The sequence below is a fragment of the Kitasatospora sp. NPDC051914 genome, from assembly GCF_040680995.1.
In the GTDB taxonomy this organism is placed as follows: domain Bacteria; phylum Actinomycetota; class Actinomycetes; order Streptomycetales; family Streptomycetaceae; genus Kitasatospora.
In genome coordinates, this window is sequence record NZ_JBFAXX010000043.1 from 1 (window position 1) to 14702 (window position 14702).

Here is a 14702-nt window from a genome sequence, read left to right on the forward strand (position 1 = left end):
GCCTCCCAGCCTTCGGCCGGGAGGCGCCCCACGCGCCCCTGTTTTCGCCCGCCCTGTTCCCGGAGCCGGACCCAGGTTCCCGGAGCTAGATCCAGCCGTGTTCGCGGGCCAGGCGGACGGCGGCGTGGCGGTTCTCGGCGCCGAGTTTGCCGGCGGCGGAGGACAGGTAGTTGCGGACGGTGCCGGGGGAGAGGGCGGCACGTTCGGCGATCTCGGCGATCGAGGTGCCGTGGGCGGCCAGCTCCAGGACGTCCGTCTCGCGGGGGGTGAGCGGGCTGTCGCCGGCGCTGATGGCGTCGGCGGCGAGTTCGGGGTCGACGTAGCGGCCACCGGCCACCACGGTGCGGATGATGCCGGCGAGGTCGGAGGCGGAGACGGTCTTCGGGAGGAAGCCGCGGACGCCGACCTCCAGGGCCCGCTTGAGGTATCCCGGCCGGCCGTGCCCGGTGACGATCATCGTCCGGCAGGAGGGCAGGACGTGCCGGAGTTCGGCGGCGACCTCGATCCCGTCCAGGCCCGGCATCTGGAGGTCGAGGACGGCTACGTCCGGCCGGTGGGCGCGGGCCATGGCGAGGGCCTCCGGCCCGGAGGCGGCCTGGGCCACCACCCGGAGGTCTTCCTCCAGCCCGAGGAGGGTGGCGAGGGCGCCGCGGATGAGGTGCTCGTCGTCGGCGAGCAGGACGCGGACGGGTTCGGTCACGGGGCGGCCACCTCCAGGGCCGGCAGGTTCAGCGGGAGCGATGCGGTGAGGCGGAACCGGCCCGGGTCGGCGGGCGGGAGGGTGAGCCCGCCGCCGTGGGCGGCGAGCCGTTCGCGCAGGCCCAGCAGGCCGGTGCCGGGGTGGTCGCGCGGTTCGGGGCGCTCGCCCACGCCGTCGTTCTCCACCTCCAGCCGGGCGTGGCCGCCGTCGAGCCGCAGGGTGACGGTGCAGTGCCCGGCCTCGCTGTGCCGCAGCACGTTGGTGGTGGCCTCGCGGACGACCCAGCCGAGCACGGACTGGGCGACGGCGGAGAGGGAGGCGGCGTCCGGCCCGAGGTCGATGTCGCACTCGACGCCGGCGGCGCGCAGCACCGAACGGGCACCGGCGACCTCGGCGGCGAGGTCGGCGGTGCGGTAGCCGCGGACGACCTCGCGGACCTCGCGCTGCGAGTCCTGGGCGATCCGCTGGACCTCGACCATCTGGTCGGCGGCCTCGGTGCGTCCGCGGCGGGCGAGCTGAACGGCGAGCTCGCTCTTGAGGGCGATGGTGGTGAGGTTGCGGCCGAGCACGTCGTGCAGGTCGCGGGAGAAGCGGAGCCGTTCCTCGGCGACGGCGAGCCGGGCCTGGGCCTCGCGGGCGGTGTCGAGTTCCCAGACCACGGCGACGATCCAGGCGGAGCCGCGCCAGGTGGCGCCGACCAGGACCATGGAGACGGCGTTGCCGACCGCCAGGCCGGCCGCGGCCCCGGCGGGCACGCCGCCGACCAGGGCGGCGGGGGCGCAGAGCAGCAGGCCGAGCAGGCCGATCGGGGCGCAGGCCTTGGCGGGTACGGCGATGGCCAGCGGGGCGAACCAGAAGACCAGCAGCCAGGTGGCGGCGACGACCCCGGAGGGGACGGCCTCGGTGCTGCCGGAGTGGTAGGTGCCGAGCACGGCCCAGTACCCGCCGAGGGCGGTCGCGGTGAAGGCGGTCAGCCAGCCGGTGGGCCGCGGGCGGCGGCCCAGGTAGTGCTCGAGCCCGGTGCGGCAGCACACGAGGAACAGCGCCGTGGTGGCGAGCGAGGCCGTGGCGATCGCGATCCGGGTGGGGGCGGGCAGGCCCTCGCCGTCCTGCCCGGTGAGCGCGCCGACGACGACCAGCGGCTGGAGCAGGCCGGTCAGGTACAGCGACCAGCGGATGAAGATCTCGGTGCGCTTGGGCTTGCCGACGTCCCGCCAGCGCCGGGCCGGCTTCGGCATGTCCACGTCGTCCCCTCTCGACGGATGCACGGTCGTCAGATCCTCCCATCAGCGGTGGTCGGCGAATACGGGTGTGTTCCGGGGGTAACGGGTGCGGTCAGCGGCGGGGCTCCCAGCGGAACCAGCGGCGGGCGGCCCAGACGCCGGCGGCCAGCCACAGGACGCCGAGTCCGAGGTGGGGGAGGGCCTCCAGCCAGCTGCCCGGGAAGCCGGTGGGCTCGTCGGAGCCGTCGGTACCGAACCAGCCGAGGCGCATCAGCTGGAAGGCCGGGGTGGTGGGCAGCAGGCGGCAGGCGGTGGCCAGGCCGTCGGGCATGGTCTCCAGCGGGAGGAGCAGGCCGGAGCCCATCTGGGCGAGGAACAGCAGCGGCAGGGTGGTGATGCCCGCGGTCTCCACCGTCTTGGTGAAGGCGCTGGTGGCGGCGGCCAGGGCGATCAGCAGTCCGATGCCGAGGAGCAGGCCGAGGGCCATCAGCAGCGGGTTGACCGGGGCGGGCAGGCCGAGCCGGGCGGCGCCGACCGCGCCGATCAGGCCGCACTCCAGCAGGCCGAGGACGACCGAGGGCAGCGCGGTGCCGCCGAGGATCTCCAGGTCGCGGGCCTCGCCGGTGCGCAGCCGCTTGAGCACGAGCTCGCCGCGGCGGGCGACGTAGGCGGTGGTGAGGTTGTAGTAGACGACGAAGAGCAGGACCAGACCGGCGACGCCGTTGACCAGGTTGGCGTGCAGGTCGAGGTTCGGGGTGGTCGCGGCCTGCTGGTCGAGGATGCCCTTGAGGGCCACCATCATGACCAGCGGCATTGCGGCGGCCATGAAGAGCGCGGTGCGGTTGCGGAGCAGCAGGGTGGCCTCGGTGCGGCCGAGGGCGAGCAGGCGGCCCGCGGTGGTGGTCGGGGCGGGGGCGGCGGGCGCGGTCATCGGGTGCTGCCGATCGTCTCGGGGGTGGCGGCCGCTTCGGCGGCAATGGCGAGGAAGGCCTCTTCGAGGGTGGCGCTGCGGGCCTCCAGCCCGCCGAGGGCGACGCCGTGGTGGGCGGCCCAGCCGAGGAGGTCGGTGAGGTCGCTCTGCAGCCGGTGGGTGCGGACGGTGATCCGGCGCCCTTCCGCGGTGACCTCGGCGGCGGGCAGGGCGGGCAGGCCGAGCGCCTCGTACGGGCCGCAGCGCTCGGGGAGCTCGAAGGCGATCCGGGCCGGGCGGTCGGCGATGACCTCGCCAACGGTGCCGGTGGCGGCGATCCGTCCGGCGCGCATGATGGCGAGCCGGTCGGCGAGCTCCTCGGCCTCCTCCAGGTAGTGGGTGGTGAGGAGGACGGTGGTGCCCTCGCCGCGGAGCTCGCGGATCAGCCGCCAGACGGCGGCGCGGGCCTCCGGGTCCAGGCCGGTGCTGGGCTCGTCGAGGAAGAGCACCTCGGGGCGGCCGAGCAGGGCGACGGCGAGGTCGAGGCGGCGGCGCTCGCCGCCGGAGAGCTGCTTGACCCGGACGCCGGCCCGGTCGCCGAGGCCGACCAGGCCGAGGGCCTCGTCGACGGGCCGGGCGCCGGTGGTGAGCCCGGCCCAGCCGCGGCAGGTCTCGGCGACGGTGAGGTCGCCGGGGAAGCCGCCCTCCTGCAGCATGATGCCGATCCGCGGCCGGACGGCGGTGCGCTCGCGGTGCGGGTCGCGGCCGAGCACGCGCACCCGGCCGGCGGTCGGGGCGGCGAGGCCCTCCAGGAGTTCCATGGTCGACGTCTTGCCGGCGCCGTTGGTGCCGAGCAGGGCGAAGAGCTCGCCGCGGTGGACGGTGAGGTCGAGGCCGCGGACGGCGTCGAAGCCGTTCGGGCCGGCCGGGCCGTAGCGGCGGTGCAGTTCCACGGCCTCGACGGCGGGCCCGGAGTGGCTGGTGTCCTTCATGCCTCCAGCCTTCCGGCGCGCGGCGCGCACGGTCAGTGCGCGCCGTCATCGGCTGCCCGTGCGCTTCCACGGGTCGGTGGTGACAAATGTCATGGCGCCCGGCGGGGCCGGATGTGGGACAGGCCGGAAACCACGAAGGGCCCCCTCGCGAGAGGGAGCCCTTCGTATTCGGAGCGGACGACGAGATTCGAACTCGCGACCCTCACCTTGGCAAGGTGATGCTCTACCAACTGAGCCACGTCCGCATGCTGTTGAGTTGTACTGCCGGGTCGGGCGGAACTGCTGTTTGCTCGACACTGCGAGCGGACGACGAGATTCGAACTCGCGACCCTCACCTTGGCAAGGTGATGCTCTACCAACTGAGCCACGTCCGCATGGTGCCTGGGCACCGATCGCCCCGCCCGGCTGCCTTTCGGCCCCCGGTTGCGGCGACGAGAAATACTCTACCCCATCGATCGGAGTGCTCGCCCCACCCTTTCCCCGGAGGGGTACCGGGGCGGGGCTGCTGCTGCGGCCGGACCTCAGTTGGCCTCGGCGAACTGCTCGTAGACGGCCTTGGGGATGCGGCCGCGGGCGGGCAGCTCCATGCCGTGCGACTGGGCCCACTTGCGCACGGCGGCCGGGTCCGGGGTGAGGGCGGTGCGCCGGAAGGACTTGCCGGTGCGGCTCTGTCGGCGGCCGGCCGCGACGAACGGGGCGAGGGCCTCCCGCAGCTTCTCCGCGTTCTCCACGGAGAGGTCGATCTCGTACGACTTCCCGTCGACACCGAAGTGGACGGTTTCTGCGGCGGCGCCGCCGTCCAGGTCGTCGGAGAGCGTGACGACTACACGCTGAGCCATGGGTGTCAATCCTCTCGGGCAATTCGGCCGCCGGGTGCTGGTGCCCGGTGGCCCGTCCGCCGGCGGTGCGGGCGCATGACGGCAGGCGGGCACGCCGTGCCGAAAGACAGCCGCTTGCTGCCGCCGGTCGCCCTATTCTGCACCCAAAGGGGCTGGAAATCGAAGGCCCCGGCATTCCTTTTTTCCGGATATTCACGAGGCTTCACGAGGGGGAGGATTGCCGTCGATAGGCGTGGCCGACATGTCCGGTGTGCCGGTATTCGGGTGTTCTCGGAGGGGCCGCCCGGGCGGGGATTGAATCCGGAGAAAAGGGGCACCCGGGAGGATGCCCGGGAGGGCTTCGAACGCCCGGAGCCCTTGCTGCGTAAGGGGCGTTTGTCTACGCGCGTCGCTAGGAGTGGCCCGCGGAGGGGCCCGAAATCCCAGGTAGTCTGAAGGTCCCCCGCCTTCGCAATCACCACCGGGAGTGCCAGTGGCACGCGTCGTAGTCGACGTCATGCTCAAGCCGGAGATCCTCGACCCCCAGGGACAGGCGGTGCAGCGTGCACTGCCGCGTCTCGGCTTCGCCGGGATCGCCGACGTCCGCCAGGGCAAGCGTTTCGAGCTGGAGCTGGAAGGGCCGGTCGACGACGCCGCGCTGGCCCGCATCCGCGAGGCCGCCGAGACGTTTCTCGCCAACACCGTGATCGAGGACTTCACCGTCCGCGTCGAGGAGGAGGCGAAGTGACCACCCGCGTTGGCGTCGTCACTTTCCCCGGATCCCTCGACGACCGCGACGCACAGCGCGCGGTCCGCCTCGCCGGCGCGGAGCCGGTCGCCCTCTGGCACCGCGACAAGGACCTGCACCAGGTCGACGCGGTCGTTCTGCCGGGCGGATTCTCGTACGGCGACTATCTGCGCTGCGGGGCCATCTCCCGCTTCTCGCCGGTCATGGACACCATCATCGAGCAGGCCCGGCAGGGAATGCCCGTCCTCGGTATCTGCAACGGCTTCCAGGTGCTCTGCGAATCGCACCTGCTGCCCGGTGCGCTCACCCGCAACGACTCGCTGCACTTCATCTGCCGCGACCAGAAGCTGCGCATCGAGAACGCCGACACAGCGTGGACGTCCGATTACAGCAGCGGCCAGGAAATCGTCGTGCCGCTGAAGAACGGCGAGGGCCGCTTCGTCGCCGACGAGCACGTCCTCGACGAACTCGAGGCCGAGGGACGGGTCGTGGCCCGTTACCTCGACGTCAATCCGAACGGTTCGTACCGCGACATCGCCGGCATCACCAACGCCACCGGCAACGTCGTCGGCCTGATGCCGCACCCGGAGCACGCCGTGGAGCCGCTCACCGGCCCGACCACCGAGGGCCTGGGCTTCTTCACTTCCGTCCTGAAGCAGCTGGTGAACGCCTGATGAGCCTCGACACCGTCAAGAACGCCGAGCAGACCCCGGACGCCGCCCAGCCCTGGGCCGAACTCGGCCTCAAGGAGGACGAGTACACGCGCATCCGGGAGATCCTCGGCCGCCGGCCGACCGGCGCCGAGCTCGCGATGTACTCCGTCATGTGGTCGGAGCACTGTTCGTACAAGAGCTCCAAGGTCCACCTGAAGCAGTTCGGCGAGAAGGCCCCGGAGAACGACGCCATGCTCGTCGGCATCGGCGAGAACGCCGGCGTCGTCGACGTCGGCCAGGGCTACGCGGTCACCTTCAAGGTCGAGTCGCACAACCACCCGTCGTACATCGAGCCCTACCAGGGCGCGGCCACCGGCATCGGCGGCATCGTCCGCGACATCCTCGCGATGGGCGCCCGCCCGGTCGCGGTGATGGACCCGCTGCGCTTCGGTGCGGCCGACCACCCGGACACCCGCCGGGTGCTCCCGGGCGTCGTCGCCGGCATCGGCGGCTACGGCAACTGCCTGGGCCTGCCCAACATCGGCGGCGAGGTCGTCTTCGACCCCTGCTACCAGGGCAACCCGCTGGTCAACGCGCTCTGCGTCGGCGTCATGAAGCACGAGGACATCCACCTCGCCAAGGCCTCCGGCCCCGGCAACAAGGTCATCCTCTACGGCGCCCGCACCGGCGGCGACGGCATCGGCGGCGTCTCGGTGCTCGCCTCGGAGACCTTCGAGTCCACCGGCCCGGCCAAGCGCCCCGCCGTCCAGGTCGGCGACCCGTTCCAGGAGAAGCTCCTCATCGAGTGCACCCTGGAGATCTTCAAGGAGAACCTGGTCGCCGGCATCCAGGACCTCGGCGGCGCCGGCCTCTCCTGCGCCACCTCCGAGCTCGCCTCGGCCGGCACCGGCGGCATGCGGATCGACCTCGACACCGTGCCGCTGCGCGACAACACGCTCTCGCCCGAGGAGATCCTCATGAGCGAGTCGCAGGAGCGCATGTGCGCCATCGTCGAGCCGGACAAGGTCGAGCGCTTCCTCGCCATCTGCGAGAAGTGGGACGTCATCGCCACCGTCATCGGCGAGGTGACCGACGGCGAGCGCCTGGAGATCTTCTGGCACGGCGAGCAGGTCGTGGACGTGCCCCCGCGCACCGTCGCCCACGAGGGCCCGACCTACCACCGCCCCTTCGCCCGCCCGAGCTGGCAGGACGCGCTGCAGGCCGACGCCCCCACCGCCGAGCGGCTCGCCCGCCCGGCGAACGGCGCCGAGCTCAAGGACGCCCTGCTCAAGGTCGCCGGCTCGCCGAACCAGGCCTCCAAGTCCTGGATCACCGACCAGTACGACCGCTACGTGCTCGGCAACACCGTGCTCTCGGTGCCCGAGGACTCCGGCATGATCCGGATCGACGAGGAGACCAACCTCGGCGTCTCGGTCGCCACCGACGGCAACGGCCGCTACGCCAAGCTGGACCCGTACACCGGCGCCCAGCTGGCCCTGGCCGAGGCGTACCGCAACGTCGCGGCCGGCGGCGCCAAGCCGCTCGCCGTCTCCGACTGCCTCAACTTCGGCTCCCCCGAGGACCCGGACGTGATGTGGCAGTTCGCCGAGGCGACCCGCGGCCTCGCCGACGCCTGCCAGGTGCTCGGCACCCCGGTCACCGGCGGCAACGTCTCGCTGTACAACCAGACCGGCGAGGTCGCCATCCACCCGACCCCGGTGGTCGCGGTGCTCGGCGTCATCGACGACGTCACCCGCCGCACCCCGATCGGCTTCGGGGAGCAGGGCCAGCTGCTGTACCTGCTCGGCGACACCGAGGACGAGCTCGGCGGCTCCGCCTGGGCCCAGGTCGCCCACGACCACCTCGGCGGCCTGCCGCCCAAGGTCGACCTGGAGCGCGAGCGGCTGCTCGGCGAGATCCTGATCGCGGCCTCCCGCGACGGCATGATCGACGCCGCGCACGACCTCTCCGACGGCGGCCTCGGCCAGGCCTTGGTCGAGAGCTGCCTCAAGGGCGGCAACGGCGCCCGCGTGGTCGTCCCGGAGGGCACGGACCCGTTCGTGTTCCTGTTCTCCGAGTCGGCCGGCCGCGCGGTGGTCTCCGTGCCGCGCAGCGAGGAGGTCCGGTTCAACGACATGTGCGGTGCCCGCGGCCTGCCCGCCGCCCGGATCGGCGTCGTCGACGGCGACGCGCTGGAGGTCCAGGGCCAGTTCACCGTCACGCTGGCGGAGCTGAAGGACGCCCACACCGGCGTCATCGAGGCCCTGCTCGCCTGACCGGCGTACGTCCCGAGGGGCGGTCGGCTCTCCGGAGCCGGCCGCCCCTCGGCGCTACGCTGCCCCGTATGCCGACCAAGACCCGCACGTACGACCCGGCGAAGGTGCGCACCGCGCTCGCCGGGCAGACCGAGGCGCTGCGCGGCGCCGTCCGCGGCCTGACCGGGGACCAGCTGGACCTGCCGACCCGCCTCGGCGACTGGCGGGTACGGGAGTTGGTGTCCCACCTGGGCATGGTCGTCAGCTGGGTGCCGGCCCACCTGGACGACCCGCTGCCGGACGCCGCGGCGATCACGCCCCTGGACTGGGCCCGCAGCACCCGTACCGCGGCCGCCACCATCAACGACATCGCCGAGGAACTCGCCGCCGGCCCCTTCGCCGGGACCCGGGACGAGGTCGCCGCCGAGTTCGACCGCCGCTGCGACGAACTGCTCGCCGTGCTCGCCGGCCCCGCCGCCGCGGAGCCCGGGCGGCGGATCGCGATGCGCTTCGGGCCGATGCCGCTCGCCGACTTCCTGGTCACCCGGCTGGTGGAGACCGTGGTGCACGCGGACGACCTCGCGGACGCGCTCGGCCTCGACGCCTTCCCGCACGACCGGCAGGCGGTGGCCGCCGCCACCCGGCTGCTCGCCGACGCCTTCGCGGATCAGGCGCCCGGCGGCGCCGTGGAGTTGAGGATTCCGCCGTACGCGGTCGTGCAGGCCGTGGTGGGCCCCCGGCACACCCGCGGCACCCCGCCGAACGTCGTCGAGACCGACCCGCTCACCTGGATCCGGCTCGCCACCGGACGCCGCGCCTGGCCGGACGCCGTCGAGGCCGCCGAGGTGCAGGCCAGCGGCGAGCGCAGCGACATCGGCGGCCTGCTGCCCGTGCTGGGCTGACGCACCGTCGCCGCCCCCCATGTGCCGGTCGGTCTAAGCTCATGGGTCGTTCACCGGGCTACGAGGGGACCAGGGCATGAGTGACGGCGCGCTTGGGATACCGCCGCTGAGGGCGGGCCGCAGGCCGGCCGGGCGGGCGCTGCTCGGCTGGCTCGCGGACGAGCGGGCGCCGCGGCTGTGCCGGGTGGCCGGCTCGGCCGGGGCGGGCAAGACCCATCTGCTCTCCTGGCTCGCCGAGGCCGGCACCGGCGAGGACGTGCCCGAGCACCGGCGGGTGCACGCGGTGCTCGCCGGGGAACGGCTCACCGTCGACAGCGCGCTCTGGCAGCTCGGCCGGCAGCTCGGCCACCTCGTCCGCCGCCCGGACGAACTGCTCGCCGCGCTCGAGGACGACGGCCTGCGGATCGTGGTCTGCGTCCCCGACCTCGGCCGCGCCGTGCACCCCTCCCACCTGGTGGCCGGGCTGCTGCGGCCGCTGGCCGAGTCCGAGCTGGTGCGGATGGTCGTCGAGGCGCCCGACGGCGGTGCCGCGGCGGTCGCCTTCGGCACGGTGGTGCCCGAGCCCGCTGTCCTGGACCTCGACCTGCCGCAGTGGACGGAGCCCGCGCGGTTCGCCGCCTGGGCAGCCGCGGTCGGGGCCGACCCCGCTGCCTACCCCAGCCCCGGTGCGGCCGAAGGAACGGCCGGCCGCCCGGCCGAGACGGGCGCGGAGCTGATCGCCCGGGTGCCGCGCCACCCCGACGGCCGGCCCGACCTCGGTGCCGCGGACGCCGCCCTGCTCGGTGACCTGTGGACCGCCGCCGCCCGCGACGGCTCGGCCGAAGGCATGCTCGCCGACGCCCAACTCCTCAGCCGCGCCGAGCCGGTGGCGGTCACGGCGGCCCTGGACCAGGTGTACGGCGCCGTCCCCGCCGCCTGGACGGCGGCCGGCCCGGCACTGGTCGGCGAGCCCGACCCGGCCGTCCGGGCGGCCGTGCTGCGGACCCGGCTGATCGGCATGGACGACGAGGCCGCCGAGCGCCTGGCGGCCGTCCCCGCGCCCTGGCGGGCGGTCTGGGCGATGTGGCCGGACTCCTCGAAGGGCTGGCCGGGACCGGTGGCCGGCCTCGCGGTCGGCACCGGCGGCTACGCCGGGCAGCTGCTGCTGGCCGACCCGTCGGGCGTCGTCCGCACCGTCGACGCGCCGACCGGCCGTCCGCTGGCCCGGGTCGCGCTGCCCGCCGCCCGGCCGCTGCGCGGGCTGACCGCGGCCGCGGACGGCACCGTCGTCCTGCTGGACGCGGAGGGCACCGCGGCCGCACTGCCCCGGCCGGGCGCCGCCCACCCCGCAGAGGCCGTCGAGGCGGCCCTGGAGGCCCTGCGGGCGGCCGCCAGGGGCGGGTTGAGCGCGATCGCCGCCACCGGCGCGGAGGGACTGCCGGCCGTCGGCGACGACACGGGCGCCGTCCACCGGTACGGGACCGGGGTCGGGGCGGTCGGCGAGAAGCTGCACGAGGGCCCGGTGACGGCGCTGGCCGGAACGACCGGGCTGCTGGTCAGCGGCGGGTTCGACGGCTCGGTGCGGGTGTGGGCGGACGGCGCCGACGCCCCGGCCGACGAAGCCCTCGACCGTCGCGGGGGCCAGGTCACCGCGCTCGCCGCGGCCGACACCCCGGCCGGCCCGGTGGTGGCGGCGGCCTGGGCGGACGGCCTGGTGCGGGTCCGGGTGCCGGGGGCGGCGGAGCCGCTCGACGTGCGGCTCGGCTCGCAGGTCTGGGCGCTGGCCCTCGCCGGGGGGCTGCTGGTGGCCGGCACCGCGGAGGGCGTGGCGGCGATCGCGTACTGACCGGACGGGTGGCCCCGGGTGGACCGTCCAGGTGCCTCGGACAGGCCCTACGGGACGCTCGGGCCGCTGATGTAGACGCCCTCGGCGGTGTACGGCCAGGCGTTGGAGACGCAGCCGTTGAGGCCGTAGATCTGCTGCATCATGGCCGGTGCGGGCTTGCCCTTGCCGGGGCAGCCCTCGTGGCCGTGGCCGATCCGGTGTCCGACCTCGTGGTTGACGATGAGGGCCCGGTAGTCGTCGAGCGTGCCGCTGAACTGCGGGGAACCGGTCAGCCAGCGCTTGGAGTTGACGACGACCTGCTTGCCGACGTCGCAGTTGACCTCGCCCTTGGTGTCCAGGCCGGCCGATCCGCAGATCCGGTCGACGGTGTCGGGCGAGGCCACCTTGACGGTGAAGTCGTACACGCCGTCGGAGACCAGCTTGAAGCCGTTCTTCCCGTCGGCCGTCCAGCTGCGCTTGTCGCTGAGGATCGCCTGGACCTGTCGGGCGGCGGCCTGCGGGTCGATGCCGATGCCGTCCTCGACCTCCACCCGGTAGCGCCGGACCGTCCCCTTGCCGACCGCGCTGCCGCTGGCGGTGGCGATCGTGAAGGTGCCCTTGCCCTTCTCGGTGACCGCGCTGGGGCTGGGCGTCGGGCTGGGGGTCGGTGTCGGGGTGGGAGTCGGGCTCTCGGGGGCCTTCTGGGCGGCCGTCGAGGAGCTGCTCAGCGGCGGGATCGGCCGGGCCTGTGCGGTCGGGCCGCCGGAGCCCGTGCCGTCCTTGTCGCCGAGCACCATGAACGCCGTGACGCCCAGCACCGTGAGTGAGCAGAGCAGGCCTATGCCGAAGGCCGTGCGCCGCCGCGCCCGCCGCCGCCGCTGCTGACGGGCGCGGCGTCTGCCGGGCGCGGGTGCGTTCCTGGTGGCGGAGGCTGCTCGCACGAGGGACTCTCTGGTCGGGGACAGGATGTGACGGAGCGTCATGTGTTGCAGAATCGATACCGTCGATCCACCCTCGCACGCAAGCGGCCCCCATGTCCACATACCCGGTATGCACGGGGTCGCCCGGACGTCGCCGTCACGGGTCCCGTCCATCGCGGAAGGACGCGTTCCGGTCCGGTCCGGTTGCAGGCCGTCGGGCCGTGGGGCCCGTTCCCGTACGGCGCCGGTGCCGGCCGGCGTCAGTAGCGGGAGAAGGTGCGGGAGGGCCGGCCGCTGCCGGGGGCGAGGTCGACGAGGCGCACATCGCCGTCGGGGCCGGTGAGGCGCAGCCGGTCGGGGCCAGCCCAGTCCACCGAGGCGACGTCGAGCGCCGGGTCGTCGCTGCTGAACTCGCCGACCTGCCAGCGCCACAGGACGAGCCCGGAGCCGTCCTCCACGGAGACCCGGGTGAGCGTGTCGATCCAGTCGGAGGCCTGCTCCACCACCACGGTGCGTTCCGCGTTCCCGGGCGCGGACCTCCGGTCCGTCACCTCCCAGTCCGGGAGGAGCCCCATGGCCTGCAGGCCCACGGCCCCGGCGGTCAGGGTGGCGGCGACCAGCACGGTTTCGGCCCGGACGATGCGGGAGCGCGTCCGCAGGAACAGCGCCGCGGCGAGCAGGACGAGGGCGAGGACGCCCAGCACCACCGGGTGGTCGCACACCCGGGCGACGAACGCCGGGCCGCCCGAGCTGCCGACCCACAGGCCGATGCCCTGCACGGCGATCAGGGCCAGGCCGGCCGCCGCGAGTGCTGCGGGTCCGGGCCGCCGGGTGTCCGCCATGCGTCTTGCTCCTGTCCGTGCGGCCGCACCCGTCGTGCGGCGGTCCGTCAGGCGCACAGTCTGCCCTGCCGCCTGCGGGCCCGGGACGCGCTGTGGCGGAGCGACCGATGCTGCGGCGGGGAGGCTCAGCCCCGGTCGAACGTCCAGGACATGACGGTCCGGCGCTCCTCCGGGTCGCCTCCGGCCGCGCGGTACGTCGCGAGGGCGGCCGCGTCGTCCCCGCCGGTGACCGTCCACATGCCGTAGCAGTTGCGCTCACGGGCCAGGTCGGCGAGGGCCGCGACGAGGGCCCGGCCGATGCCGCGTCCGCGGTACGGCTCGTCGACACCGAGTTCGTAGAGGAACATCTCGGTGCCCTTGTCGGGGTGGGTCGTCTCCACCCCGGTGGCCATGCCGGCCGGGGTGCCGTCCAGGTAGGCGATCAGCAGGTGGTGGCCTTCGTCGGCGAGGAAGCGCCGGGTGGCCGCCGGCTCGGGGGCCGTGTCGAAGAGGTGCGCGGCGGCGGTGACGGCCGCGGGGTCGGTGATGCGGCGGATGTCCACGGGTGCGGTTTCCGTTCGCGCGGGTCTGGCCGGCCGGGTGCCCGCGGGCGGTCCTGGGGCCGCCCGCGGGTCCGCCGTGGCCGGCGGTGGTGGTCAGCCCAGGGTGTCGGCGGCGGTCGGCGAGCTGTCGCGCAGGAACTGGGCGCAGCGCTCGGCCTCGTCCTTCTCGTCGATGGAGGCGGCGGCCCGGCCGAGTGCGTGCAGGGCGCGCAGGAAGCCGCGGTTGGGCTCGTGCTCCCACGGCACCGGGCCGTGGCCCTTCCAGCCGTTGCGGCGCAGCGCGTCCAGACCCCGGTGGTAGCCGGTGCGGGCGTAGGCGTACGACTCGACGACCCGGCCCGCGGCGTACGCGTCGTCGGCGAGCTGCGCCCAGGCGAGCGAGGAGGTCGGGAACTTCGCCGCGACCTCGGAGGGCGAGGCGCCCTGGGCCAGCGCCTCCAGCGGCCCGGGCTCGGCCGGCAGGTGGGTCGGCGGGGGGCCGCCGAGCAGGTTCTCGTGAATGCTCATGCGGTCCAGTCAACCACTGTCGGGCGGCGTGCCGGGGTACCGCCGGGTGGGGCGGTGCCCCGGCACGCCCGGGGAGGCGCGGGCCCGAGGGGTCAGGCCACGCGGGTCATGGTGGCGCTGTGCAGCTGGCCGAGGCGGGTGCCGGTGGCGGTCTGGAAGGTGAAGTAGACCTGCACGGTCTTGTTGTTGAAGTTCATCACGTGGCTCACGGTGACGCCGTTGGGCTCGACCCAGTTGGTGAAGTAGAGGTTCCAGCCGACCTGGGAGGTGGCCAGGGTGGCGTCGAAGACCTCGCCGACGCCGTTGCCCTGCACGGTCTCGGAGTGCAGCTGGGTGCCGTCCGCGGAGTAGGTGTTCTTGTAGACGTTCCCGTTGTCCACGGTGATGAGGAACGTCTTGCCGGCGAACGGGGGCAGGGCGTTGTAGCCGGCGGCCGAGGCCGCGGCAGTGCTGCCGTCGTCGGCGGAGGCCTGGCCGGCGACGAGGGTGGCGCCGCCGGCGGCGATGGCGAGGGCGGCGGTGAGGGCGACGAGGCGGCGCTTCATGGGGCTGGTCCTTCCACGGTGGGACGGTGAGCTGGCGCGGTGGGGTGGTGCCCGGCCGAAGCTACCGACCGGCCGGACGGGGGTGTTGCCGGTCCGCGCACCGGCCGTCGTGGATCCGCGCACGCGTGCGACGCCGCAGGTGGGAGGGGGTGCGGCGGTGCGGGGAGGGCCGGATCCCGCGGAGCATCGGAGCTGCCGATTGCTATTGATACCTTCGGGAAGGTTTGTTTCCATCGGGGAGGTGTCCCCGACGCGTGCCCGCGCATTCGGCGGCGACCGCGTGCAGCGACAAGAGCCCGACCTTCCCCAGCGACACCGCCGGGCAGGTGTTCCGGCGCCCC

At 74.1% G+C, this 14702-nt stretch carries 15 protein-coding genes and 2 tRNA genes; 5 read left to right on the forward strand and 12 right to left on the reverse strand.

The features are described 5' to 3' along the window. Positions 1–85 precede the first annotated feature (85 nt). The 7 genes from AB0M03_RS25915 to AB0M03_RS25945 all read right to left on the reverse strand — a co-directional run bounded on the left by AB0M03_RS25915 (position 86) and on the right by AB0M03_RS25945 (position 4664). Complete coding sequence (locus AB0M03_RS25915) at positions 86–700, reverse strand: response regulator transcription factor (protein ID WP_363494822.1); 615 nt, start codon at positions 698–700, stop codon at positions 86–88. Next, positions 697–1938, reverse strand: coding sequence for a sensor histidine kinase (locus AB0M03_RS25920; RefSeq protein ID WP_363494945.1), 1242 nt, complete (start codon positions 1936–1938; stop codon positions 697–699). Before AB0M03_RS25920 ends, AB0M03_RS25915 begins: the two co-directional genes overlap by 4 nt. 97 nt (positions 1939–2035) lie before the next feature. Beyond that, entirely contained in the window at positions 2036–2854 is an 819-nt protein-coding gene (locus AB0M03_RS25925) for an ABC transporter permease (protein WP_363494824.1), read from the reverse strand. Next, positions 2851–3825, reverse strand: coding sequence for an ABC transporter ATP-binding protein (locus tag AB0M03_RS25930; protein WP_363494826.1), 975 nt, complete (start codon positions 3823–3825; stop codon positions 2851–2853). The genes AB0M03_RS25925 and AB0M03_RS25930 overlap by 4 nt, the downstream gene beginning before the upstream one ends. A 172-nt stretch (positions 3826–3997) precedes the next feature. Continuing rightward, a tRNA-Gly gene (locus AB0M03_RS25935) sits at positions 3998–4070 on the reverse strand. A 56-nt stretch (positions 4071–4126) separates the two neighbouring features. Further along, positions 4127–4199: transfer RNA gene (locus AB0M03_RS25940), tRNA-Gly, on the reverse strand. Positions 4200–4346: 147 nt separating this feature from the next. Beyond that, on the reverse strand, positions 4347–4664 hold the full coding sequence (locus tag AB0M03_RS25945) for an Lsr2 family protein (RefSeq protein ID WP_363494828.1): 318 nt from the start codon (positions 4662–4664) through the stop codon (positions 4347–4349). Between the two features lie 472 nt (positions 4665–5136). On the opposite strand from AB0M03_RS25945, the gene purS reads away from it, so the two are divergent. The 5 genes from purS (at position 5137) to AB0M03_RS25970 (ending at position 11026) form a co-directional block, all read left to right on the forward strand. After that, on the forward strand, positions 5137–5391 hold the full coding sequence (purS, locus tag AB0M03_RS25950) for a phosphoribosylformylglycinamidine synthase subunit PurS (RefSeq protein WP_363494830.1): 255 nt from the start codon (positions 5137–5139) through the stop codon (positions 5389–5391). Then, positions 5388–6065 (forward strand): phosphoribosylformylglycinamidine synthase subunit PurQ, encoded by a 678-nt coding sequence (purQ, locus tag AB0M03_RS25955; protein WP_363494832.1) that lies wholly within the window; start codon positions 5388–5390, stop codon positions 6063–6065. Before purS ends, purQ begins: the two co-directional genes overlap by 4 nt. Continuing rightward, positions 6065–8320 carry a phosphoribosylformylglycinamidine synthase subunit PurL gene (purL, locus tag AB0M03_RS25960; RefSeq protein WP_363494834.1) on the forward strand — a complete coding sequence of 752 codons (2256 nt, stop codon included), beginning with the start codon at positions 6065–6067 and terminating at the stop codon, positions 8318–8320. The genes purQ and purL overlap by 1 nt, the downstream gene beginning before the upstream one ends. Positions 8321–8388: 68 nt before the next feature. Next, entirely contained in the window at positions 8389–9201 is an 813-nt protein-coding gene (locus tag AB0M03_RS25965) for a sterol carrier family protein (RefSeq protein WP_363494836.1), read from the forward strand. A 76-nt stretch (positions 9202–9277) separates the two neighbouring features. After that, positions 9278–11026 carry a hypothetical protein gene (locus tag AB0M03_RS25970; RefSeq protein ID WP_363494838.1) on the forward strand — a complete coding sequence of 583 codons (1749 nt, stop codon included), beginning with the start codon at positions 9278–9280 and terminating at the stop codon, positions 11024–11026. Positions 11027–11073: 47 nt separating this feature from the next. On the opposite strand, the gene AB0M03_RS25975 is transcribed toward AB0M03_RS25970, so the two are convergent. The 5 genes from AB0M03_RS25975 to AB0M03_RS25995 form a co-directional block, all read right to left on the reverse strand. Continuing rightward, positions 11074–11946 carry a DUF3152 domain-containing protein gene (locus tag AB0M03_RS25975; protein ID WP_363494840.1) on the reverse strand — a complete coding sequence of 291 codons (873 nt, stop codon included), beginning with the start codon at positions 11944–11946 and terminating at the stop codon, positions 11074–11076. A 239-nt stretch (positions 11947–12185) separates the two neighbouring features. Further along, positions 12186–12767, reverse strand: coding sequence for a hypothetical protein (locus AB0M03_RS25980; RefSeq protein WP_363494842.1), 582 nt, complete (start codon positions 12765–12767; stop codon positions 12186–12188). Between the two features lie 125 nt (positions 12768–12892). Next, complete coding sequence (locus tag AB0M03_RS25985; protein WP_363494844.1) at positions 12893–13309, reverse strand: GNAT family N-acetyltransferase; 417 nt, start codon at positions 13307–13309, stop codon at positions 12893–12895. Positions 13310–13402: 93 nt separating this feature from the next. Next, positions 13403–13816: a DUF3151 domain-containing protein gene (locus tag AB0M03_RS25990; RefSeq protein ID WP_363494846.1), complete on the reverse strand. Its 414-nt coding sequence runs from the start codon at positions 13814–13816 to the stop codon at positions 13403–13405. A 92-nt stretch (positions 13817–13908) separates the two neighbouring features. After that, the gene (locus AB0M03_RS25995; RefSeq protein ID WP_363494848.1) at positions 13909–14361 is read right to left on the reverse strand and encodes a hypothetical protein; all 453 of its coding nucleotides are present in this window, start codon (positions 14359–14361) and stop codon (positions 13909–13911) included. Positions 14362–14702: the final 341 nt, after the last annotated feature.

Coding starts and splice junctions, on each gene's coding strand:
- AB0M03_RS25980 (WP_363494842.1), bottom strand. CDS start 12,767: ATGGCGGACACCCGGCGGCCCGGACCCGCAGCACTCGCGGCGGCCGGC.
- AB0M03_RS25925 (WP_363494824.1), bottom strand. CDS start 2,854: ATGACCGCGCCCGCCGCCCCCGCCCCGACCACCACCGCGGGCCGCCTG.
- AB0M03_RS25970 (WP_363494838.1), top strand. CDS start 9,278: ATGAGTGACGGCGCGCTTGGGATACCGCCGCTGAGGGCGGGCCGCAGG.
- AB0M03_RS25930 (WP_363494826.1), bottom strand. CDS start 3,825: ATGAAGGACACCAGCCACTCCGGGCCCGCCGTCGAGGCCGTGGAACTG.
- AB0M03_RS25995 (WP_363494848.1), bottom strand. CDS start 14,361: ATGAAGCGCCGCCTCGTCGCCCTCACCGCCGCCCTCGCCATCGCCGCC.
- AB0M03_RS25990 (WP_363494846.1), bottom strand. CDS start 13,816: ATGAGCATTCACGAGAACCTGCTCGGCGGCCCCCCGCCGACCCACCTG.
- purL (WP_363494834.1), top strand. CDS start 6,065: ATGAGCCTCGACACCGTCAAGAACGCCGAGCAGACCCCGGACGCCGCC.
- AB0M03_RS25965 (WP_363494836.1), top strand. CDS start 8,389: ATGCCGACCAAGACCCGCACGTACGACCCGGCGAAGGTGCGCACCGCG.
- AB0M03_RS25920 (WP_363494945.1), bottom strand. CDS start 1,938: ATGCCGAAGCCGGCCCGGCGCTGGCGGGACGTCGGCAAGCCCAAGCGC.
- AB0M03_RS25945 (WP_363494828.1), bottom strand. CDS start 4,664: ATGGCTCAGCGTGTAGTCGTCACGCTCTCCGACGACCTGGACGGCGGC.